This window comes from Acinetobacter sp. 161(2023) (genome assembly GCF_037027805.1).
Classification (GTDB): Bacteria; Pseudomonadota; Gammaproteobacteria; order Pseudomonadales; family Moraxellaceae; genus Acinetobacter.
This window is the reverse complement of record NZ_JAZEYD010000010.1, coordinates 36,319-59,999: the sequence shown is the minus strand read 5'-3', so window position 1 is coordinate 59,999 and position 23,681 is coordinate 36,319. Positions and strand designations below refer to the sequence as shown.

Below are 23,681 nucleotides of genomic sequence, written 5' to 3'. Positions count from 1 at the left end.
CATTTAGTCATTTTGCTGTATAGGCGGCATCACGGCATCCATCAGTTCTAAATGCCCTTTAATCACCCCTTTAAGCACAATAAATTGCTGGCTAATTTGTCTGAGTTCAGAACTCGCACCCTGCATTAACATGACTTGCAATATCTTTTGTTGGTCGAGCTGGATATGAAGTGAACTAATGACCTGTGCTAAAAACTGTTGTTGTAAATCAACCAATTGATTACGCAAGGTCATTTGGCTCGCGTCATAAAGTAGCGTCAAGGTTCCCACCATGACTTCATTGGCCTGCGCCTGCTCTGCAATTAGGTGTTTATTAATCATGTCGACAATGGCTTGCGAGCGACTTTCATAGTTCTGCTCGACAATTTTTTGGTCGAGTGCGTTGAGGGTCGTTTCAGGTACAGTAATACTGATTCGAGCCAACTTTTGTTTTGCCACAGTCTTATCCTTTCGTTTTAGGCGGCTGATTGTTTTGTTTGATATATACGCCTGCACGTATGCTGAGCAATTCGACTAAAAAAGCTTTTAAAGTTGGCTTTGGTTGAACCACAGGTTTTACATCGTTCATATCTCACCTCGAGCTTGGTATTACCAAATTCAGTTTTTGTATTACTGATATGAGATGCAGAAAATGTGCCAGTTTTTAAGCGTAGTTTTGATGGGTTGGGGGGAGATTTTTGAGTAGTTTTTGGGCAAATTATTTAAATTTGTACAAAATTAGGGCATAAAAAAGTGAAATAAAAAACATTGTACGATTGGTCAAATAAATTTTAAATTAAAATTATTTTGTAATATCATATATTTAACAATTAAGCCTTTATCACTTTTGAAATATGAATAATAAATTATATTATTGGCCTGAAAACGTTGATAATTATACTTCTGACAATGAAGATAACTATAATAAAATTCTTGAAATAAAAAGATTAAATTTTTTTATTGGTAAAAATAATGCTGGTAAAAGTAGATTTCTAAGAAATTTTTTTAGTAGTAAAACACCATCCCACCGTTATCAAATAAAACTATTTAGACAACTTTTATCTGTTTCACAAGAACTTCAAGAAAAAGATGAATATAAATATTTAAAAGAGAGAGGCTCATATAGTGATTTCCTTTCTCAATTAAACGGTTTTCAAGAAGCCTTAAATTATTCTGTCAATAGTTCTGCCGAACAATTTAAATACTGCCTTGATTACTTAAATAGTATGGGACTTGTACATAAATTTGGTCCAAATCAACACTCTATTAATTTAAAGAATGAATTTAAGGAACAGTATCAAGATAGTTCCAATCTAAGTTTAGACTCTGAAAAATTCTATATTCCTACACTCAGAGGAATGCGCCCTGTTACAGAAATAGAAAATAAGCAGCCATATATTGAGCGAGCTCAAAAAGATTATTTTAAAGATATTCATAAGGTTAATGAAAAAAATATCATTACTGGGGAATGTCTTTATTACGAGCTTAAAGTCCATCTACTTGGTGAACCCGAGCAACGTGATTTAATTAAAAATTATGAAGAAAAGCTTAGCCAATATTTTTTTGATAACGAGCCAGTCTCTCTCATTCCTAAACACGATCAAGATGTTGTTAATATTAAAATAGGAAGGGATAAGCAATTCCCTATTTCACAGTTAGGCGACGGTTTACAACAAGCTATTATTTTAACTTATGAAGCTTTCACTAAAAAAAATGAAATCTATTCCTTTTTTATAGAGGAACCTGAATTACATATGCATGCTGGCATGGTTCGCCAGCTCATGAATTTTTATTTAAATGAAACTAAACATTATTATTTTTTTACTACACACTCGAATCATCTTTTAGATATGGCAGATGAATCGGACCAAGTTATTATCCAAAAATTTGTTAAACAGCCTAAATCTGAAGATCCAAAAGAATTTGAATTTAAAATTTATCGTTGTGATAGAGATCGAGACTTACTTGCTTCATTAGGTGTAAAACCCTCTTCAGTCTATTTAGCCAACTGCACAATTTGGGTTGAAGGCATAACTGATCGGCTTTATATCACAAAATATATGGAGAAATTCTTAAGTGAATTAAAAACAGCAAATACAGAATTATATAAACAGTATCGTCGTTTTATGCCCAATTATCACTATACCTTTGTCGAGTACGCTGGAAGTAATTTAGTTCATTGGGATTTTAGTGATGAATTTACAGAGCACTTAGATGACCGAGGCATGAATGCCTTACTTACTACAAGCAGTGTTTTATTAATTGCAGATGGCGATATAAAAAATAAAAGCAACCGTGTAGGACAACTAAACCAAAGTTTAGGTGATAAGTTTTTATTATTAGAATGTAAAGAGACAGAAAATACAATTCATACAAGTCTAGTAAATTTAGCATGTCATATTAAATTTTCCGGTTTAAAAGAAGCTTTAGCTACAGATGAAAATTTAAAAAATATACTTAGTGATTATTTGTATATTGATGGTATGCAAGATTCAAGTAAAGAAGGTTTTGATATTAGTCGTTTATCAAAAAATGTAAGTTATTTTCATCAAGAACATGGTATTGGACAAATAATAGATAACCACATCAAAGTAGATGAACCTCAAACTTCAGATGACAAACCCAAGAGATGCTTCGCTGATAAATCAGGAACAATTAAAGAAAAATTAAAATTTTGCCGTTTAATTTTAACACTTATGGATCATGTGGACTGGGAACTAACTCAATCGGCAAGAGAGCTTTGTGAAAAAATTTTTATTCATATTAGTACCAGTAATGATGCTTCTAAAACTTCGTAAATTAAATAAGAGCTCTTTTAAAACTAAATTTATTTTAAAAGAGTCTCTTCTAAAACAAAGTGAATCTTTATTATTACCGACTAATCAAACTATGAGCCCATACATATAAAGAATCTAAAACTGGCCTAAACGTTTTTCCAAAATCTGTCATTTCATAGACAACTTTGATTGGTGCTTTTTCACCATAAACCGTTCTAGAGATTAAGCCGGTTTGCTCTAACTGCTTGAGTTGAAGACTTAATGTCATTTCAGTAATTGTAGGAATGAGTTGCTTGATTTCATTAAAGCGTTTCGGCTTATCTTTTAAATAATACAAAATCACACATTTCCATTTTCCACCCACCAAGTCCATAGCCATACTGATATGGCATGGATAAGTTTTTCCATTTACTGTGACTTCACATGTATTTTCAGTATTTGCCATTTTTAAACGCTACCTATCAACTTTGATAGTTATTGTACGCCAATACTATAAAAATTATAGTGACTATTATTTTTATAGTTTAAAGGTATTCTCATGGCTTTACTGATTTTAGCTCATCCCTACTACGCTCAATCAATTGCAAATAAAACGATAGTGAATGAACTTATAAAAACCTATCCGGACCTTGAAGTGCGAGATATTTTTCAGCTTTATCCAGACTATAAAATTGATGTAAGTGCTGAACAAGAAGCGTTATTACGCCATGACACCATCATTCTGCAATATCCAATGTTCTGGTTTAATATGCCGGCAATTTTAAAGTTATGGTTTGATGAAGTTTTTACTTATCAGTTTGCTTATGGCTCTCAAGGCGATAAATTAAAAGATAAAAAAGTCATTATTAGTATGACAGTCGGGCAAAAAGAAGCCGATATGGTGAATGACCGAGAAAACTTAGCGGATAGTTTTTTAAAAGCGGTTCAATATTCAATTCAATATACACAAATGCAGTTAAGCGCCACCTACTTGCTTTATGACGTTTCTCCGTTATCAGGTCATTCAGAGTCTGAAATTAAGTTAAAAGCGGTTGAACATGGTCATAAAGTATTAAAGCATTTGAACGAAGCATAAAATAAAAAGAGAGCATCAATATTGATGCTCTCTTTTAGGTTTAAGCAACTGGTGCCAAGGTAAATAGCACTTGTCCCGTTTTTACAGTTTGCCCTTTTTCTATGGTAATGGTTTCGACCTTCATCCGTTCGGGCGCAATAATTGGAATTTCAATTTTCATTGCCTCAATGACTGCAAGGGTTGCACCTTCTTCAACAATATCACCCGATGCACATTCGATTTTCCAGATTGAGCCTGGCATGTGTGATTCGACTGCACAGCCGCCTTCAGGAATAACTACGGTTTCACCTTCATCAACAGCATCTAGGCTTTCAGAAATATATTCTTGCAAGCCCGCTTCGTGCCAACGGCGGCGTTCAGCCTCAAAGTTAGCTTGTTGCATATCTTTAAAGGCTTGAATGCTGTCTTGATGCGTCTTTAAAAACTCGTTGTATTCTTTTAAGTTGAGCACACCATCTTCAATACGAAGTTTTAGTCGGCCCGCCTTAAAGTCTTCACGCATTTGTAAAAGTTCAGCCTCAGAAACTTCATAAAACTTTACTTGGTCAAAAAAGCGTAATAACCACGGTTTACCTTCTTCGAAGTCGGCATTTTTACGGTAACGGCTCCACATTTGGGTCGTGCGACCGACAAACTGGTAGCCACCCGGTCCTTCCATACCGTATACACACATATACGCCCCGCCAATGCCCACGGCATTTTCAGGTGTCCAAGTTCGTGCCGGATTATATTTTGTGGTCACTAAACGTTGGCGTGGGTCGAGCGGTGTTGCAACGGGAGCGCCTAAATACACATCGCCTAAACCCATTACTAAATAGTTCGCACTATAGACCACATCTTTAACTGCTTGCTTAGAAGCTAAGCCATTAATACGACGAATAAACTCGACGTTATCTGGGCACCACGGTGCATCTGGACGAACAATTTGTGTGTAGCGCTCGGTGGCAAGTTGAGTTTGCGAGTCTTCCCAAGCCAAAGGCAAATAGACCGTCCGTGAAGGCACCTGCATATTTTGAATATTAGGTAACTCGGCTTCCGCTTGTTGAAGTTTCTCTAAAAGCTCCAGTTGATCGAGTTGAATTGAATCAAAATGAATTTGTAGTGAACGGATGCCCGGTGTTAAGTCGATAATGCCCTGAATGTTTTGATCTTTGACCCATTGCATAAGCGCATGAATACGGAAGCGTAAATTTAGATCGAGTACTAACTCGCCATATTCCACCAGTAAATAGCTATTTCCTGCTGGTCGATAGGTCACGCTTGGTAAGTCAGCTTTACCGTCTAAAGTGGCCAAAACAGCATCTTGTAAAGTGTCGGGCTCTGCTTGAATGATTGGGTTGAAATCGATCTGAGTCGTATCAGCCGTGGTTAAGCTTTGATGATATTTTTGGTCGAGTGCTTTTGCTTGCGCGTAACTCACAGGCACAAATTTGACCTTATCGCCGGCTTTCAGCTGCCCGATTTTCCAAAGCTCAGAATGAATCACTACCGCAGGGCAAACAAAGCCACCTAAGCTTGGACCATCCGGCCCCAAAATAATTGGCATATCGCCCGTAAAATCAATTGCACCAATGGCATAAGCGTTATCGTGAATATTGGAAGGATGTAAGCCTGCCTCACCACCGTCTTCACGTGCCCACTCAGGTTTTGGCCCAATTAAACGAATGCCTGTACGGCTTGAGTTATAGTGAATTTCAAACTCATTGGCAAAGAAGGTATCAATATCTTGTTTGGTGAAAAAATCTGGCGCGCCATGTGGCCCATACATGACTGCAATTTCCCAGTTTTGGGTAAAGCTTGGAATTTGTGCTTGAGCTAAAGCTGTGGTCGATTGAGCGGAATATTCAGTAATCGGCAGCATATCACCAATTAATAAATTACGGCCTGCATGCCCACCAAACTGCCCTAAAGTGAAAGTTGCCTGTGACCCTAAATAGTCAGGAACATCGAAACCACCTTTCACACCAATATAGCTACGGCAACCTGAACGGATAAGTCCGCATTTTAAAACTTGGCCTTTTTTCACATTAATGGTTTGCCACATCGGTACAAGTTCACCATCAAGTTTTGACGGCATATCACCGCCCGTAATGACAATTTGGCTGTCGCAGTGAAACTTTAGAGTTGGCCCTTGCAAGGTACATTCAAGCCCTGCGGTATTTAGCTCATTGGCTAAAAGCTGGTTTGCCACAGTTAAACTGAGTGGATCGATAGCACCTGATGGTGGTACACCAACATCCCAATAACCTAACCGACCTGTTACATCTTGAATGGCGGTTTGAATACCAGCTTGCAACACCTCAATTTTTTGAGTTTTCCATCCAAACGTATTTAAAAATCGGGTGGTTTGAGTACCCAAAGCAAACACATCACAAGCAATAATATTTTGTAAATATTCCAGATTGGTTTCGATACCAGCGACTTGCGTGTTGGCAAGACTAGCAGTCATTGCCTGTATGGCTTGGTCCCGTGTTGCAGCAGTCACAATGATTTTGGCAATCATTGGGTCATAAAAAGACGATACCGTTGAACCTGTTTCTACCCATGTTTCGACTCGTGCTTTCGGGTCAAATTTGACATGTGTGAGTAAGCCTGCACTGGGTTGGAACTGTTTAATCGGATCTTCGGCATAAAGACGAACCTGAATAGAATGTCCTGTCGGTTCTAACTTTTCAGTGGGTGCTGACCAGTCACCACTTGCCAATGTCACCATCCACTCAACCAAATCGACACCAAACACTTGCTCAGTCACGCCGTGTTCAACTTGCAAACGTGTGTTGACCTCTAAGAAATAAAATTCTTGGGTTTCAGTGTCCATTACAAACTCAACTGTGCCTGCCGAGCGGTAGTTCACCGACTGCATCAGTTGAATCGCAACTTTTTGAAGATAGTCACGTTGCTGTTCATTTAAGTGTGGTGCAGGTGTTTCTTCAATCACTTTCTGATTACGGCGTTGTACCGAACAATCACGCTCACCCAACGCTAAAACTTGTCCTTTCCCATCACCAAAAATTTGAACTTCGATGTGGCGTGCATGTTGTACAAATTTCTCTAAGTACAGACCCGCATCTTTAAAATTGACCTGTGCTAAATAAGACACAGTTTGATAGGCATCTTTTAATTCGGTTTCATTCCAGACCAAACGCATGCCAATACCACCGCCGCCTGCGGTACTTTTCAACATGACTGGATAACCAATACGGGCAGCTTCGGTTAAAGCCTCAGCTTCATCGGCAAGTAGCGAACTGCCCGGAAGTAAAGGTACATTGCTTTTAATAGCCAGCTCACGCGCAGTATGCTTTAAACCAAAGTCGAGCATTTGGCTTGAAGTTGGCCCAATAAAAGCAATTCCTTGGCTTTCACACAAATCACAGAACTCGGCATTTTCAGACAAAAAACCATAACCGGGATGAATGGCTTCTGCTCCCGACTGTTTTGCAACTTCAAGGATTTTTTCAATATTTAAATAACTTTGATGAGCAGGCGCAGAACCAATTAGGAAAGCTTCATCGGCCAAAGTCACGTGTAACGAATCACGGTCGGCTTCGGAGTAAACAGCCACCGAAGCGATCCCGAGTTTTTTAAGGGTGCGAATTACACGACAGGCAATTGCACCACGGTTGGCAATCAGAACTTTTTTAAACATGCTTTACACCCCTTCCGCTTCACGGACAACCAATTGAATTTTGGTTGGGTTATAGGCATTACATGGGTTATTGAGCTGCGGACAATTGGAAATTAAAACAATCAAATCCATTTCCGCCCGAACTTCGACATATTTACCCGGACCTGAAATTCCATCATCAAATTTAAGCTGACCGTCTGGTGTTACTGGCACATTCATAAAAAAGTTAATGTTTGGGCCGATGTGACGGACATTTAAGCCATGCTTTTTTGCAATCGGGTGTTTTGCCAAGGCATACATAAAGTTGTTCCGGCAACTATGCATTGGGTAAGTTTCATGTGCATAGCGAACCGTATTACTTTCACATGAACAAGCCCCGCCAATAGTGTCATGGCGCCCGCAATTATCATCATGAATAACCGCAATTGGTCGGCCAAAGTTACTGTAAAGCTTGGTGCCCTTTTCTAAATAAATATGTTGGTTGATGGCCAAAGTGTCCATTGCGCTATAACGCTCAGTTGGATTTTCGGCACTCATAAACAAAGTATCAACCGCTTGGTTTCCCTCCAGATCAATAATTCGAAAATATTGGCCCTTTTTAACCTCGCACATCCACGCTTCACCCGCAGGACAAACTTCATTTAAAACTGCTTTTTCAAATGATTGTAAAACTGTCATGATGCTTCTCCTGATTTAAATATTGCTAAGCGCGTAGTAGCGGGCTGTGTTTTGAAACGCGCGCTGATTTTGCGAACATGCATCACGACAAATATCGCTGTCTGTTAGAGAGTTGGCTTTAAATAGACTGAGTTGAATATCAGCAGGTTGATAGATTGGGCTGGTGTCTAAACCATGCGGTGCAGCAGATAAAAATATTAAGCAGTCCATTTCAAAGCGCATTTCAATGCTTTGATTGGTGTTGTCAGAACTGGCATAAGACAAAGCGCCGTTTTCATCTGGCACAACTTTAGAAAATAGGTTAACCGCGGCACTCAGGTCTTGGCTGGCAAGTCCGTATTTACACATTTCAATGAGTAAGCTGTCTAAACCGTTTTGATACATATCATTGCGGGCATCTTGAAATGTGCGATTGCCGAATTGCTTCTCAATTTGTTCAGGTCGGCTTGGGCCACAAAGTGCATCATTCCAGTCATGGTCGTCACGAACAATAGAAGCCATCACACGCCCAAGGTCCGAATAGAGCACATTGGAAGCTTTTAAATAAGCGGTATGTTGTCCTTTTAAACTGTCGGGCATGTTAAAACGTTCAAGCACATCGGCAGCATTTACACAAAACAAAGAAACATTTGCCTGAGCGCCAAGCGATGTAAATCTAAGAATAGTTCCTTTTTGAATACGACCCGACCAGTGATGTCCTCCGGGTAAAAGTTCGGTCCAAATCGCCTGATTGTTATGATAACTTGCAGTGTTCATAGCTACTCCTGTCGGATAGTTTTAGACTTCCTCCCGGGCTTTTATCCCTCCGTGTAGTTCGCTAGGAACCGTGAACTCTCGGTCCAGTCATACATGAAGTATCGGAACCCTAGATCACTTTTGATTGCTTAAGACTATGCAAAGGACATGCCAGATTAGTATTACGATTTTGGTTAAAAGTAATACTAAACTTGAGCTGTTTAGGTGCAATTTAAGTTCAAAAATAAAAAGCTGCACTAAAAATTGTGCATTTCAAAGTATCAGTACCGCAGTAATTGTCTCTATAGATATTTGAGTAACAATTAACGAATGCACAGCAATTTTAATTAGGAATGTTTTTCTTATTGATCTAACAAAAAGCCAATCATCTCTACAGTAAAATGATTGGCTCTACTCTAAGAGTTTGAATTAATCTAGTTTAAGTTGTTGTCTGAGCTTTAAGATATCGACCAGACCTTTATCTCTGGTTTGATATAAATCGATATCTTTATATTGTGTTAACAGCTGGTTGGTTTCTGCTTCCAATAACTCTGTTGCCTCATCTGAATGTTGAAATGCATGCATATCATTCCACCATTCTGTCATTGGTGGGCCTAAATGATGAATTGCTTCTTTAAAGCCCTTTTGGTTTGCCAGCTGCATATTAATGTAGGGGCCAAATAGCGCCCATCTTAAACCCGGTCCACTGGTAATCGCGACATCGACATCTTCAGCAGAGCACACTCCTTGTTCAACCAATGAAAAAGCTTCTCGCCATAGCGCAGCCTGCAAACGGTTTGCGACATGCCCTTTTACTTCTTTATTTAAAACGATTGGATTCTTGCCCAGTTTTTTATAGAACTCAGAAGCCTGTTTCAAAATTTGAGGATCTGTCAAATTACCACCGACAATCTCGACCAAAGGTAAAAGATGTGGCGGATTAAAAGGATGACCTAATAAAATACGTTCAGGATGTTGCGCCTCTTTTTGAAAATCAGACACTTTTAAGCCCGATGAACTTGAAGCAATAATAGTATGTTCAGGGCAATATCCTGTGATTTCTTGATATAGCTGTTGTTTGACATCGAGACGTTCAGGGGCATTTTCTTGAATAAAATCTACGTCTGAAACTGCATCTTTTAAATTATTAAAAATTTCCAGATGAAGCAGCACATCTGATAAAGAATGGGCGTGTTCAGCGCTTTGATCTAAAGCCAATAAATCATTTAAATTTGCAGATATTCTATTTTTAAAGACCGCTTCATCTATAGGATACGGGTCGTAAACCTTAACTTTAAATCCTTTATATAAAAATAAGGCCGTCCAACTCGCACCTATTACACCTGCTCCAACAACACCAACTGTTTTAATGACTTCCATATTTTCCTCGTAAAAATGTTGTTTTATTCGAAATTTCTTTACTCAATTGAATGCTCAATAAACATAGCAGATTCAACCAATCAATAAATTTAATTGTTTATATTTTATATAATTTGTCCTATATTTCTTAGCTTGAAAATTGATTCCTTTCATTAGTACAACTTAATCTTTTACCATTTTTTAACCGTTATTTACTGAATTTTATGTCAAAAAATCTAGCAACATTGATTGGTTTAAGCGCCATTCTCATGTGGGCATCTCTGGTCGGTCTGATGAAGCAAGTCAGCGCCGCCCTTGGACCGGAGCTAGGTGTTACGCTTATTTATTCTTTAAGTGCGCTACTGTTGCTGGCCATTTTCAAAGTCCCAGACTTTAAACAGATCTCTAAAAAATACTTAATATTTGGCACAATTCTATTTGTGGCTTATGAGGTGTGCTTTTCATTTGCGATTGCTTATTCTCAGACAGCAAGACAAGCCATTGAAATTAGTATTGTTAACTATTTGTGGCCGAGTTTAACGGTTCTGGCTTTCGTGATTTTTAAGGAATTAAAGTTTAATTTTCTTATTATTCTTGGCTTACTTATTTCAATTTCTGGCATTATTTTTATTCAAACTGGAAGCGGTGATTTTAGTTTAAATAGTATTATCGATAATTTTCATAGCAACCCACTGAGCTATATTTTGGCATTTACAGGTGCCATCATTTGGGCTTTTTACTGTGTAATCACCAAAAAATTAAGTAATGGGCAAAATCCAATTTCTATTTTCTTTGTTGGTGTCGCGCTAACACTATGGTTCAAGCTGCTTGTATCGGGGCACTTTGCTATTCCTTCAATGGATATTCCAGCTCTCCTCACCCTTTTAGTGGCATCTGCTGCCATGGGTTTTGGTTATGCTGCTTGGAACATTGGCATCATTCATGGAAACATTACCGTGCTTGTGGTGGCCTCTTATTTCACCCCGATTATCTCGTCTATTTTGGCTATGTTTGTTTTACAAACTCAATTATCGATGAGCTTTTGGCAAGGAACAGCAATGGTGACGGCGGGTTCCTTTATTTGCTGGGTTTCAACGAATTGGTCTGTGATTCAGCCCTTCTTTAAAAAATTAAGAAAAGACCAAAAAGTATTGTAGATTGATCGCAATGCTTTTTTCGGACTTAAGATAACTCCGACGAAGAAGAATTCCCCCATTACCCAAAGCATGCTAATATCCAAATTCTGACAATCAGCAATGTCAAAATAATTTATAGAGGGAATAAGATGTTAAAAACTCAAAAAATCAACATCGTACAAGAATTTGATGCACCCGTAGACAAAGTCTTTGCAACCTTAAGTGAGCATGAAAACTTAAGCAAACTTTTCGCTCCTGCTAAAGTGACTCGTATTAGCAACGGCAAAGACGCCCGTAATGGTGTTGGCTCTGCTCGTAAAATGTCTATTCCACTGACTCCGTCATTTGTAGAAACAAATTTAGTCTACAAAGAAAATGAACTGATCGAGTACGCGATCACGAGCGGGATTAGTCCAATTAAGGGTCACCGGGGTGTCATGAAATTTACAGACTTGGGAAATAACCGTACTCGTTTGGATTACACCATTAGCTTTAAAGGTCGCGTTCCTTTTATTGGCCCGATTATTAAGGCAGCCTTACAAAATGGCGTGAGTCGTGGGCTTAAAAAACTCAAATTTTAATCAAAATATCAAATAAAAAGCCCTTTATCGGGCTTTTATTTTTAAGTAGATGTATGGATGAACTGCTGCATCGATTTCTACAAATAGGGAATTCGAGTGTCTAACCACAAAAACAAAAGCCGACTCGTTAAAGTCAGCTGAATACTACAGTTTGAGAAAATTGCTTAAATAGTTCTTGTTCGTGGCAATCTTCTATCTATTTTCTTTTTCTAAAATTAATTTAACCCTTAATTATGACTATTTGATTAAAAAAAAATCAAAAATGCAAAGAAAAAAGTAAATTAATTCACTATTTGTGCAATTAACGCAAAATAAACAACACTTATTAAAGATAATGTATACCAACTAGATCTTTAGAAATTTTCTAAAGTTTAGTATGCTGAAATAACCTACTAATTAATAGAAAATAATCAATCCAATGGAACCTCAAAGTTTGTTAAAGGAATTAAATTCACTAATTGAATATTATTCCCAAAGAACAGATTGTCCGCCTACCCGAATTCGCATAGGTTACAGAGCCTATGCAAAACTCATGCAAAATCCAAAATTTGCTGATGAAGTATCAAACTCTGCTTTAGATCCAAACAAACGTAAATATAGAAAGATGAAGATCAAAGTCACTAAAGATGATGATCAACTTGAACTCGAATAAATAAAAAAGCCCAATTACGAGCTTTTCCTTTTAGAGTGTGTTTAGGTTCATTGCTAAGACAGCATTATTAAAAAATACTCGAGTAGCTTGTCTCGCTCATCTACACTGTTTTTACTTAAAAGCTGAACCATTGCCCCATCAATCACAAACAAAAACATGTGAGCGTCTTTCATTGAAGCCGTAGTTTTGACGGTTAAAAGCAGTTTATAGATTTCGTTTATGAGCCAAGTTCTATATTCAATCACCACGCTGTAGGCTTTTGGGTAGAGCTTTTCAATTTCAAAAATTGCTTTAAAGGGTAAACGATAAAAGCCATTTAAATCGGCATGTAGCAGGTAAATCTGTTTGAGTTTATCAAGCACCATTTCTTCACGATAAGATTTGAGAATTGAAAACACTTTTACTTTGAGCGCATCTTTTTGAAAAGTGAGACACATTTCGATGAGTCGTGCTTTTGAGTGAAAGTCGTTATAGAAAGTAGCTTTGGGGATTTTGGCTTCTGCAATAATCCGGTCGACACCAACTTTATTAAAACCATCCTGATTAAATAAATCTTTTGCTATGTGAAGCACGCGCAGTGCTCTAAATGAAGATTCTAAATTTTTCATGTATACCGCTTAAAATAATTTTTTGTTGTATCTAAAAGAGATAGAAATGCCGTCACTCTTAAAATGAGTGCTAAAAACAGGCATGCAAAAGCGGCACAAAAATGGTGTGCTCGCCTATCTCGGTTTTATTGTTGCTATGATTTTTTAGTCGTAACGATTTAAGGTCGTAGAAAACCTATAAACGGTTAAAGCGTTTTAAAGACCAATTAGTTGGTATGGGCAGAGAGACTTTGGCAAAGGCCAAAAATTGAGAAGAATTAGTACGCATAGCGGACTCCTTTGTTAACAAAAGAAATCCTACCGATCACTGCTAAATGATGGTGGCAGGACGAAAGAGGGTTAGCAGACTGGCAACAAAGAAACCAGCACACCCGAAGGTGTCCCCCTTCCGCCCTACCGTAGAGAAAAAGGGGGCGAACGAGTTCACGATACACAAAACTAGGTTTCGAATATCGTCTTTGTTAAATAGGGTCTGCTAAAACCCGCTAGCAATGTAGGCTAGCCCGCAAAGGATAGTATTCGCTCTTGTTGGCGTCAAGCGTAGGACATGACAATCGTATTAAAGTAGAGCGGTTGGGTTCTAAATTATTTTCAAGTTTTGAAGATTTAAAAACTATTTAAATATTGATATTTAGGATCTGTTTGTCTAGTTATAAAAATTAAATACAAACTCAGGAGTGAATATAATTCTACCAATCTCTGCTAAATAATTATGGTAGTAGAACGGAAAAGAGTTAGCAGACTGGTGCCAAAGAGACCAGCACATCCTAAGATGTCCTCTTTCCGCCCTACCAGAAAGAAAGGATATTATTCACTTTTGCTGTCGTCAAGCGTAGGACAAGACAATCGTAATAAACTAGAATAATTAGGGAGAATAAAAGTTATTTAATAAGTGTTGGTTATGGTGTAGTTCATTATGAAATTTCTAATATCTTTTAGTATTATATATTTTCATTATAAAAATGATTAGAGTTATCTAATGACATTAAATTCTTTATATATCGAGTTTTATTATGGAGAATATTCAGCTCAAGAAAGAACGGAAAAGATTAATAAATATATTGAAGAAAACGAAGATGTTCACATAGATTTTTTTACCGAACTACTACTACCATTTAATGATTATAATTCTTTATTACTTCGAATCATAAACTTAACAGACCCTAGTTTTTCATATAATTGTATTGAAGCAGAAATATTAGCAGCCCGATTTTTTTTAGATATTTTAAATAATTATCAAGAAAAAAATCTAGGCCCAGTTCAGCTATGTACTATTTTTAGTAATTTAGAAACAGGTTTTATGGGCGCACCAAGAAATCTTCCAGACAACATAATTTATTACCCTACTTGGCTCGAATCTTTCTACGATGCTTGCGATTGGTGTGATGAAACATGGACTTCAGAGAATTCTCCTCACCTAGTTGAAGCCACAAAACAGCAAATCCATGACATAGAAAAATGGCTATTCTTCAAATAGTAATAAGGCATCTTTATTGCCATTTTCTGCTGCTTTTCTTAGCCACTTTTCGGCTAATTCATTGTTTTGTTTTACGCCTTCACCTTTAAAGTACATCATGCCCACAGTAAATTGTGCTTCATCGTTTTCCTGTTGAGCAGCTTTACTATACCATTCAAAGGCCTTTTTATAATCTTGATTTACGCCTTGCCCAAGCGCATAACACGCCCCTAGGTTATTTTGTGCTTTTGAGTTTCCTTGCTCAGCCGCTTTGCTATATAACTCAAAGGCTTTTTTATTATTTAGTTCTACGCCCTTACCTTGTGCATAAAGTGCTGCAAGATTATTTTGCGCATCAGCATAATTTTGTGCAGCAGCCTGACTGTACCATTCAAAAGCTTTTTTATAATCTTGAGTTATCCCATAGCCTTCTTCATAAAGTATGCCCAAATAGTATTTAGCTTCGGCATTATCTTGTGCAGCAGCTTTGTTATACCATTCAAATGCTTTCTGATAGTTTTTAACTCCACCATCACCATTTGCATAATACGCACCTAAATTATTCTGTGCCTTCACTTCCCCTTGTCCAGCAGCTTTACTATACCATTCGAATGCTTTTTTATAATTCTGCTCTATCCCATGTCCAAGAGCATACATTGCTCCCAAATTATTCTGCGCTTCCGCATTTCCTTGATTAGCAGCTTTGCTATACCATTCAAAGGCCTTTTTATAATCTTGAGCAACAACTTTCCCCTCTACATATAGTTCACCAAGTTTTGCTTGAGCTCCTGAATCGCCTCTTTCTGCCAAATGAGAAATATCTTTAAAATCTGGTTGATGGCTACAAGCTAATAAATTGATTGTTAAGAAAACGATACCGATTTTAAGAAACTTGTTTTTTAAAATTAAAGGCATAATTAGTATTAAATTACATTTATCTATAAATATATCTAAGGGATTCTAGCATAAATTCTCAAACACAATTATCCCAAAACCCAACCAAGCCCTACCTATAAACCACTCACTAATCCATCAACTTCTTACGGCGATACAACCCACAATTCCCAGAAAATAGCGCTGCTAATAAACAAGTAATGATGGCGTAAGTGGCAACATTCATTCCAAATAGCTCAACAGCTAAAATGATAGACGTTAAAGGTGCTTTACTTGCCCCAGAAAACAGACTGACTAACCCTAAGCCTGCAAGCAATGAAAGTGGTAAGTTTAAAACCGCCCCTAAAGCATTACCTAATGTCGCGCCAACATAGAACAACGGCGTGATTTCGCCACCTTTAAAACCTGAACCTAGAGTGATGGCAGTAAAAACGGTCTTGTTAAAAAAGTCGTAAAACTCAATCGGCACATAAAAAGATGCAATGATTTTATCTGTACCCAAACCGTTGTATTGCTGATGCGCGGTAAACAACGTAAGTAGCATAATCACAATACCACCGACCATTGTTCTTAATGGCAAATAGCGAATGTATTTATAAAAGACATCACTCGCCAAATGAATGGCAGCAATAAAGAAACGCGCAGCTAAACCAAAGACTAGCCCAGCCGCAATCAAGCTCATGAGCGTGCCAAAATGAATGGCTGGAAACTCACTAATCACATAATAAATATGCGGATGAACAATATCGAATAGCTCAGGAATAGTTGATGCAACAAGAGCTGATACAAAACATGGGAAAATAGCTGAGTATCTTAAATTACCTAAAGCAGTAATTTCTAAACCGTAGATTGCACCTGCCAGAGGCAAGCCAAACACCCCTGCAAAGCCCGCACCAATACTCGCAATTAAACAAATTTTTCGGTTGTCTTCCGAGACTTTTAATATATGACTCAAGTGGTCAATTAAGGCGCCTGAAAGCTGAACCGCTGGTGCCTCACGCCCTGCCGAACCACCAAACAACTGAGTTAAAATTGAGGTGATAAAAATGATGGGGCTCATTCGTTTCGGAATAAACGATTTGGGCTGGTGAATTTCATCTAGGAGTAAATGAGTTCCCCGTTCAATTGGTGAACCATATTTTTTAATGAGATAGCCAATGCCAAAACCCACAAAAGGCAAAAAGTAGATGAGCCAGTGATGCAGACTTCGGACTTTGTTTGAAATATCAAAAGCGACAAAAATTAAGGTCGATGCCAACCCTGCTACGACTCCAATCACAATCGAGATGACGAGCCAATAGACACTATATTTTAGAATTTGATCATATTCAGATGAAGGTAGAATTTTCATTCGCTTTCTTCAATTCGCCTTTGAGTGAGTGCCAAATTCTCAAATTGTTTTTATGTCGCCAGCTCATTAAGTGAGAAATGCTTAAACTGGGCTAAAAATTAAAGCTCGCACAAGCGAGCTTTAAATACAGTGATCAATATTTATACCACTAATCTGTGACAAATATCTCATACCCCGTACAGGCTTTCAAGTTGTAAATAGTTAATGAAAACCTGAAAAACGCCCGATTGAGTTAATTAATAAGCATTCGACTTGACCTAATCAAATTAAAGACAAAATCAGGTCAAATTATCTATTCAAAACTTAATTAATACTACCAATCACAGTTTCTGCATGGCAGGTTGCGCCCTTCTCTGCACTAATCTGAATAACGCCACTGCGATGCGCTAATACCTGCACTTCCATTTTCATCGCTTCCATAATTGCAATGACTTGACCTTCTGTGACTTGCTCACCATTTTCGACCTTCCAATCGCTAATCACACCATTAATTGGGGCAAGTAAATGCTCGGCACTCACTTCTGGCTCGGCAGTTTGGGCTTGAACGGCGGTTACTGGGCCTTGCGCAAACATACCCGCAGGTAAACCTAAGCGGTGTAACTTGCCATCAATTTCAATGTAGCTCAGCAACATCGGTTGTTGATGGTTTGGAATGCCGCGTTTAGTCGGCTTTAACTCTTGTTTAAAGTCATTTTCGATCCAACGCGTGTGTACATTAAACTCATCTGTAAAGTCAGGTTCATTGAGTACCGCGCGGTGAAAATCTAGAACTGAAGCCACGCCTTCAATTTTAAATTGCTTCAAAGCACGTTTAGCTCGGGCAATTGCAACTTCACGGGTTGGACCAGTCACAATCAGTTTTGCCATGAGTGAATCGAAATGACTAGATACCAATGATCCAGTTCGAACTCCTGTGTCGACTCGTACACCATGACCAAACGGCGCTTCAAATAAACTCAACACACCAAAGGCTGGAATGAAACCACGTGCTGGGTCTTCGGCATTAATACGAAACTCAATCGCATGGCCTTGGGATTTTGGTGTTTCTTTAATAGAAAGCTCATGGCCCTGTGCCACGCGAATTTGCTCAACCACCAAATCGACTTTTGAGGTTTCTTCAGTCACTGGGTGTTCAACTTGCAAACGCGTGTTTACTTCTAAGAATGAAAGCTTGCCATCGCGACTCAATAAGTATTCAACTGTTCCTGCACCCACATAGTTTGCAGCCTGACAAATGTCTTTTGCCGAGGTCAAAATTTGCTGGTAAATCTCATCACTAATAAATGGCGCTGGTGCTTCCTCGACTAACTTTTGATTACGGCGTTGCAACGAACAATCACGTGTACCAAGCACCACAATATTGCCATGCTGGTCAGCAATCACTTGCGCTTCTACATGGCGCGGTTTATCGAGATATTGCTCGACAAAACATTCACCACGACCAAAGGCAGCTTTTGCCTCTCGTACTGCCGACTCATAAAGCTCTTGAACTTCTTCGAGTTTCCACGCAACTTTTAAGCCACGGCCACCGCCACCAAATGCGGCTTTAATTGCAATCGGTAAACCATATTGTTTGGCAAACTCTAAAGCTTCATCTCCACTGTTTAATGGATCTTGTGTACCCTGAACCAATGGTGCACCTACCGAAGCAGCAATTTTACGTGCTTCGATTTTATCACCTAGTTTTTCAATGGCACTGGGTGATGGCCCTACCCATTTTAAACCTGCATCAATCACGGCTTGAGCAAACTCAGCACGCTCAGATAAAAAGCCATAACCCGGATGGACCATGGTCGCTTTCGATTTCTTTGCAACTTCAATAATCGCAGGAATATTTAAATAGGTTTCGCTTGCGGTAGCACCAGCCAAGCCCCATGCTTCATCTGCAAGTTCGACATGCATGCTGCCAATGTCGTCATCTGCATATAACGCAACTGAAGAAATTCCCATGTCACGGCAAGCATGGATAATACGAACGGCAATTTCACCACGGTTAGCAATCAATAATTTTTCTGTATTCATCATTCATTCTCAAAATCTGTAAATTCGGCAATTTTTTTAAATTTGATGCGGCAACCAGCTGGAATCTGTGCCACCAAATCCCAATGGTGTTTAGCAACAGCGCCAATGACTGGATATCCGCCCGTTAAAGGGTGATCGTTCATAAACAAAACGGGTTGCCCGCTCGGTGGAATCTGCAAAGCACCAATGCACGTGCCTTCACTTTCCAGTTCATGGGTAATTTTTCGAGTTAAAGGCTCTGCACCTGAAAGTCTTAGCCCAACTCGGTTGCTTTCATTGGTCACTAGCCATTCTTGCTGACACAATAGTTCAATACTGTCTTGTTCAAACCAGTCAGTGCGCGGTCCCATTACAATATCTAACTCAACAACTTCGCCAGCTTGTGGCAAGTCGCTTTTACCCACTTCATTTACGCTAATATTGGCTGCCTTTATTTGCCCTTGGTAAATGGTATCTCCGAGCTTTAAAGGCTCTGGCCCTAACACCGCCAAGCTGTCAAATGAGGCACTATTGAGCACTGGTTCAACATCTATACCACCGCGAACTGCCAGATAGTTTCTTAATCCTGCTGTTGGTAACTGAATTTGAAATTCATCGCCTTCATCCAGATCAATCGGTTGATAACTTGCAAAATCTGCGGTTTGACCATCGGCAAATTTCACACGAATGTTTGAAATAGCTCCAGCCACTGCAATAACGCCGGCATGCTGCATTTTGGCTTTTAGGCCGCCATTTAAAACTTCAATAACGGGTGTATCGATTGGGTTACCCAAAATACGATTAGCACTATGCATGGCAGATAAATCCATTGCACCAGCAACCCCAACTCCAATATTGGTCTGGTTTAAACGCCCTTCGTCTTGAATGAGCATCTGTAGACTTGGTGCAGTGATCGTAAACAGTGGTGTAGATTGTTTAAGATCAACCGTACGAGTAATTTGCTGTGGTACATTTACGATTGTTGGGCTATGCGTAACATCTTCAAAATGTACGGTCATGCCCGGTAACAGCAATGCAGGATTTTTACGCTCTAAATCCCACATTTTTTCTGATGTTGTACCAATAAGCTGCCAGCCACCTGGACTGTCTTTTGGATAAATACCAGAGTATTTTCCAGCCAAGCCCAAAGAGCCTGACGGTATTTTCTTACGTGGAACCGTTAAGCGTGGAATATCGGTAAAAGGTCGATCGGGACTACTCATATAAGCAAAGCCCGGCGCAAAACCAATAAAAGCCACATTCCACACGCTTTCGTGATGTTTTCTAATCACATCGGCGATCGACAAACCTTGTAACTCAGCAACTTGAGCAAGGTCTTCACCATCGTAACGAATCGGTACAATCACTTCTTGGCTGCTACGCTCAAATCCTGAATCAATCTTGAGGCTCTGAATTGAAGCAACCAGCGTTTTAAAATTGGTTCCGATCTCGTTAAAAAAAACCAAAATTGTTTTTGCAGCGGGGACTAAGTCTTTAATTCCATTCAATTGCGTATTTTGCAATTTATTGTACAACGCCAAAGTTTCTTCTAGGCTCGCAAGCTCAATCAGAAAACAATCGGCGTTTACCGATAAAAAACGCATTTGCTTATCCTTTTAATTCTTCTTTAGTCCAATTAGCCAATCCAAGCACGGTCAGGAATGTCGGTAATAAACATATGACCCGGTGCATGACTAATCGCAAAAGGAATTTTCGAGTTCATAACGGCTGCTTGAGGCGTTACACCACAAGCCCAAAACACTGGAATTTCACCCGCTTCAATACGTGAAGCATCACCAAAGTCAGGCTTATTTACGTCCAAAATCCCTAAGCTTTCAGGATGCCCAATATGTACAGGCGCACCATGGACACTTGGCATACGCGCGGTAATTTTTACAGCTTCACTAATTTGATGAGATGGAATTGGTCGCATTGAAACCACCATATTTCCAGAAATACGCCCTGCTGGCAGGCACTGAATATTGCTCAGATACATCGGTACATTATTGTCATCATGAATATGGCGAACTTCAATACCAGCTTCTTGCAAAGCTGTTTCAAATGAAAAACTGCAACCAATTAAGAACGTGACTAAATCTGGATGGGCATTATAAATCTCGCTTGCATCGGTCACTTCATCAACCATTTCGCCATCTTTCCAAATGCGATAGCGCGGGAAGTCGGTTCTAATGTCTGAATCTGCGGCAAGCTTAGATGCATAAATGCCTTCTTCGAGCACATCAAGCACTGGGCAGCTTTGTGGGTTACGATGCGCATAGAGTAAAAAGTCATATGCCCACTCTTTTGGCACCGAAATCATGTTGACCTGCGTCATACCCGCAGCCATACCTGCTGTTGGTTTATCAAAACCTGCACGGATTTTTAAACGCGCATCTAACGCGGCGTCAAGCTGAGCTGGGTCGACTTTAATATCCTTATACATTGTGCTCATCCTTATGCTTTTTTTACAAATGGGCGAATTTCAATATTGTTTTTTACAAGCTCAGCTTTAATGGCTGCCGACATCTCTAATGCACCGTCGGTGTCGCCATGTAGGCAAATGGTGTCGGCTTGAATTGGGGTAAATACGCCATCAATTGACTCGACCCCACCATTTTTAAGCATTGAAACCACACGGCTCGCAACAAATGCTGAGTCGTGTAAAACCGCACCTTCTAAACGTCGAGATACCAGTGAACCATCGCTGTTATAAGCGCGGTCAGCAAATGCCTCAGATACCACTTTTAAACCAGCCACACGTGCTTGCTCTACCAAGTTTGACCCTGCTAAAGCCACTAAAACCAATTCAGGGTTATACATTTTAATGGCATCAATCACGGCGGCTGCCTGAGCTTGGTCATGGGCAATGGTGTTGTAGAGCGCGCCATGCGGTTTAACGTATTGCACTTTTGAACCTGCTACTTTAGCCAAGCCATCGAGTGCAGAAATTTGGTAAAGCACATCGGCAATAAGCTCGTCACGTGACAAATCCATATTACGGCGGCCAAAGCCTACAAGGTCTGGATAAGACACATGAGCACCAACGGTCACACCAAGCTCAACTGCTTTACGAACCGTTTTTAAAATGCCGAGCGGGTCGCCAGCATGAAAGCCACAAGCAATATTGGCACTGGTCACGACAGGTAAAATCTGGTCATCATTACCCATTTTCCATGAGCCAAAACTTTCACCCAAATCACTATTTAAATCTACAAACATGGCATTATTCCTTTATCACGTAACAAAGTCTGGCTTAAAGCTTGGTCAAATAGTTAAACACTGTCGTAAACGACATATAGCCCATCCACCACGTCAACAGACATGTTAATCCACCCAAAATAAGCAACCATTTTGGATAGTTGTAATTACCCATTAAATCTTTACGGCATGCAGCAACATACACAAAAATTGTAAGACCAATTGGCAACACCAAACCGTTAAAACCACCCACAAAAATGAGTAGACCTGCTGGAGTTGCACCCAATAACACATAGAGTAATAAAGCCAATGCGATAAAGGTAATGGTCGTATAGTTGTTTTGTTTTGGTGTTAAGTTCTTTTTAAACACGTTAAAGAACGACACTGAAGTATATGCTGCACCAATGGTGCTACTAATGCCGGCTGCCCAGAAAATTAAACCAAATAATTTAAAACCAAATGTACCCGCTGCATATTGGAATGCTTGAGCTGCCGGATTGGCGTCATGGCTGGCTAAATCAATATTTGCACCGCTCACCACCACACCTAAAAATGCTAAAAACAACACGTAGCGCATGATGCCGACAACAATAATGCCCTTAGTTGCAGCTTTAGCAACTTCATCAATATTTTCAGGACCAACCGCGCCTTTATCGAGTAAACGATGCGCACCTGCATAGCAGATATAACCACCAACTGTACCGCCGACAATGGTGGTAATAATGGCAAAGTCGATCTGATCTGGAGCAAAAGTTTGATGTACAGCTTGACCAACAGGAGGCATTACAATGACGGCAACAATAATAATCAGGAGGATTTTAAGCAATCCCAACACGATCATGCTTTTATCCATGGCAAGCGTTGCTTTTCTTGATGCAAAAATCAAAATGGCTAATGCACCACTTAAAATACCGCCCCACTTTGTGTCTAGGCCAAAAAGTGCATTTAGACCTAAAGCTGCACCTGCAATGTTACCAATACTAAAGAAAAAACCACCTAGAATGACCAGAAAAGCCAGTAAGTAACCACTGCCGGGAATTGCTTTATTGGCAATATCCGAGGCACGCATTTGGGTAAGTGTCACCACTCGCCAGATATTTTGTTGAACCACATAATCAATCAGAATGGAAACTAAAATTGCAAAGCCAAATGCTGCACCTAACTTGACTGTAAATACAGCAGTTTGGGTTAAAAATCCTGGCCCCATTGCAGAGGTCGCCATCATAAAGATTGAGGCTACAATGGCCCATTGGCGATCTGATAAAAAAGAAGATTTCAGTAAAGACATATTAATGCGTTCCTCATCCATTTGAGCTTAACAACGCTATTTACAAGTTGAACCAAGAACACCATTTCTTTCCTAAACGATATTCTTTAATCCTTTAAAATGACAAAGATTCCCTGTTCCCCAATTAACACAATCGGCGATCAAATCTTGTATCTAAGATAAAAACATAGCTAATCCCTACGGACAATAAGACTTTTTACAGAAAATTAAAAACACAAATATTTGATTTTAAATGATTTAATATTTATTAAAAAATCAGGATAAGTTTTACTTATCAAACTTCATAAG

Annotated in this window: 21 protein-coding genes and 1 riboswitch; of the genes, 6 read left to right on the top strand and 15 right to left on the bottom strand. The window is 39.2% G+C overall.

The genetic code is table 11. The features are described 5' to 3' along the window. Positions 1-3: 3 nt before the first annotated feature. Together WA249_RS11195 and WA249_RS11190 are read right to left on the bottom strand one after the other, a co-directional pair. Positions 4-438 carry a CopG family ribbon-helix-helix protein gene (locus tag WA249_RS11195; RefSeq protein ID WP_001118705.1) on the bottom strand — a complete coding sequence of 145 codons (435 nt, stop codon included), beginning with the start codon at positions 436-438 and terminating at the stop codon, positions 4-6. Positions 439-442: 4 nt separating this feature from the next. Further along, the gene (locus tag WA249_RS11190) at positions 443-568 is read right to left on the bottom strand and encodes a hypothetical protein (RefSeq protein WP_114271554.1); all 126 of its coding nucleotides are present in this window, start codon (positions 566-568) and stop codon (positions 443-445) included. 265 nt (positions 569-833) lie between these two features. On the opposite strand from WA249_RS11190, the gene WA249_RS11185 reads away from it, so the two are divergent. Further along, positions 834-2,777: an AAA family ATPase gene (locus WA249_RS11185; RefSeq protein WP_336168723.1), complete on the top strand. Its 1,944-nt coding sequence runs from the start codon at positions 834-836 to the stop codon at positions 2,775-2,777. A gap of 73 nt (positions 2,778-2,850) precedes the next feature. On the opposite strand, the gene WA249_RS11180 is transcribed toward WA249_RS11185, so the two are convergent. Continuing rightward, a complete protein-coding gene (locus tag WA249_RS11180) occupies positions 2,851-3,201 on the bottom strand; it encodes a winged helix-turn-helix transcriptional regulator (RefSeq protein ID WP_336168722.1) in 351 nt (116 codons plus the stop codon). A 93-nt stretch (positions 3,202-3,294) separates the two neighbouring features. On the opposite strand from WA249_RS11180, the gene WA249_RS11175 reads away from it, so the two are divergent. Continuing rightward, positions 3,295-3,831 (top strand): NAD(P)H-dependent oxidoreductase, encoded by a 537-nt coding sequence (locus WA249_RS11175; RefSeq protein WP_336168721.1) that lies wholly within the window; start codon positions 3,295-3,297, stop codon positions 3,829-3,831. Positions 3,832-3,871: 40 nt separating this feature from the next. Here WA249_RS11175 and uca read toward each other — a convergent pair whose 3' ends face one another. From uca to WA249_RS11155, 4 genes are all read right to left on the bottom strand, one after another. Beyond that, complete coding sequence (gene uca, locus WA249_RS11170; RefSeq protein WP_336168720.1) at positions 3,872-7,477, bottom strand: urea carboxylase; 3,606 nt, start codon at positions 7,475-7,477, stop codon at positions 3,872-3,874. A gap of 3 nt (positions 7,478-7,480) precedes the next feature. Beyond that, positions 7,481-8,134: an urea amidolyase associated protein UAAP2 gene (locus WA249_RS11165; protein ID WP_003651023.1), complete on the bottom strand. Its 654-nt coding sequence runs from the start codon at positions 8,132-8,134 to the stop codon at positions 7,481-7,483. A gap of 15 nt (positions 8,135-8,149) precedes the next feature. After that, positions 8,150-8,890: an urea amidolyase associated protein UAAP1 gene (locus WA249_RS11160; RefSeq protein ID WP_336168719.1), complete on the bottom strand. Its 741-nt coding sequence runs from the start codon at positions 8,888-8,890 to the stop codon at positions 8,150-8,152. Between the two features lie 28 nt (positions 8,891-8,918). Beyond that, positions 8,919-9,014: riboswitch (guanidine-I (ykkC/yxkD leader) on the bottom strand. Between the two features lie 284 nt (positions 9,015-9,298). After that, a complete protein-coding gene (locus tag WA249_RS11155) occupies positions 9,299-10,249 on the bottom strand; it encodes a 3-hydroxyacyl-CoA dehydrogenase NAD-binding domain-containing protein (RefSeq protein ID WP_336168718.1) in 951 nt (316 codons plus the stop codon). Between the two features lie 203 nt (positions 10,250-10,452). Between WA249_RS11155 and yddG the strand changes: the two genes are divergently transcribed. From yddG to WA249_RS11140, 3 genes are all read left to right on the top strand, one after another. Then, positions 10,453-11,385: an aromatic amino acid DMT transporter YddG gene (gene yddG, locus WA249_RS11150; protein ID WP_336168717.1), complete on the top strand. Its 933-nt coding sequence runs from the start codon at positions 10,453-10,455 to the stop codon at positions 11,383-11,385. Between the two features lie 128 nt (positions 11,386-11,513). Then, positions 11,514-11,945 (top strand): SRPBCC family protein, encoded by a 432-nt coding sequence (locus tag WA249_RS11145; RefSeq protein ID WP_002114206.1) that lies wholly within the window; start codon positions 11,514-11,516, stop codon positions 11,943-11,945. 418 nt (positions 11,946-12,363) lie between these two features. Continuing rightward, a complete protein-coding gene (locus tag WA249_RS11140; RefSeq protein WP_336168716.1) occupies positions 12,364-12,597 on the top strand; it encodes a hypothetical protein in 234 nt (77 codons plus the stop codon). 53 nt (positions 12,598-12,650) lie between these two features. On the opposite strand, the gene WA249_RS11135 is transcribed toward WA249_RS11140, so the two are convergent. Beyond that, positions 12,651-13,205, bottom strand: a complete 555-nt coding sequence (locus tag WA249_RS11135) for a TetR/AcrR family transcriptional regulator (RefSeq protein WP_336168715.1) — start codon at positions 13,203-13,205, stop codon at positions 12,651-12,653. 979 nt (positions 13,206-14,184) lie between these two features. Between WA249_RS11135 and WA249_RS11130 the strand changes: the two genes are divergently transcribed. Continuing rightward, positions 14,185-14,682 (top strand): hypothetical protein, encoded by a 498-nt coding sequence (locus tag WA249_RS11130; RefSeq protein ID WP_336168714.1) that lies wholly within the window; start codon positions 14,185-14,187, stop codon positions 14,680-14,682. Here the strand turns inward: WA249_RS11130 and WA249_RS11125 are convergent. The 7 genes from WA249_RS11125 to WA249_RS11095 form a co-directional block, all read right to left on the bottom strand. Beyond that, positions 14,668-15,576 carry an SEL1-like repeat protein gene (locus tag WA249_RS11125; RefSeq protein WP_336168713.1) on the bottom strand — a complete coding sequence of 303 codons (909 nt, stop codon included), beginning with the start codon at positions 15,574-15,576 and terminating at the stop codon, positions 14,668-14,670. The two genes, WA249_RS11130 and WA249_RS11125, sit on opposite strands and share 15 nt — an antisense overlap. Before the next feature lie 109 nt (positions 15,577-15,685). After that, the gene (locus tag WA249_RS11120) at positions 15,686-16,906 is read right to left on the bottom strand and encodes a chloride channel protein (protein ID WP_336168712.1); all 1,221 of its coding nucleotides are present in this window, start codon (positions 16,904-16,906) and stop codon (positions 15,686-15,688) included. 303 nt (positions 16,907-17,209) lie between these two features. Continuing rightward, on the bottom strand, positions 17,210-18,928 hold the full coding sequence (locus WA249_RS11115; RefSeq protein ID WP_336168892.1) for an acetyl/propionyl/methylcrotonyl-CoA carboxylase subunit alpha: 1,719 nt from the start codon (positions 18,926-18,928) through the stop codon (positions 17,210-17,212). Further along, positions 18,928-20,511 carry an urea amidolyase family protein gene (locus tag WA249_RS11110; protein WP_336168711.1) on the bottom strand — a complete coding sequence of 528 codons (1,584 nt, stop codon included), beginning with the start codon at positions 20,509-20,511 and terminating at the stop codon, positions 18,928-18,930. The genes WA249_RS11115 and WA249_RS11110 overlap by 1 nt, the downstream gene beginning before the upstream one ends. A gap of 32 nt (positions 20,512-20,543) precedes the next feature. Further along, positions 20,544-21,359: a putative hydro-lyase gene (locus tag WA249_RS11105; RefSeq protein ID WP_336168710.1), complete on the bottom strand. Its 816-nt coding sequence runs from the start codon at positions 21,357-21,359 to the stop codon at positions 20,544-20,546. Positions 21,360-21,361: 2 nt separating this feature from the next. Further along, on the bottom strand, positions 21,362-22,126 hold the full coding sequence (locus WA249_RS11100; RefSeq protein ID WP_336168709.1) for a LamB/YcsF family protein: 765 nt from the start codon (positions 22,124-22,126) through the stop codon (positions 21,362-21,364). Positions 22,127-22,160: 34 nt separating this feature from the next. Beyond that, positions 22,161-23,414 carry an NRAMP family divalent metal transporter gene (locus tag WA249_RS11095; protein WP_003650999.1) on the bottom strand — a complete coding sequence of 418 codons (1,254 nt, stop codon included), beginning with the start codon at positions 23,412-23,414 and terminating at the stop codon, positions 22,161-22,163. Positions 23,415-23,681: the final 267 nt, after the last annotated feature.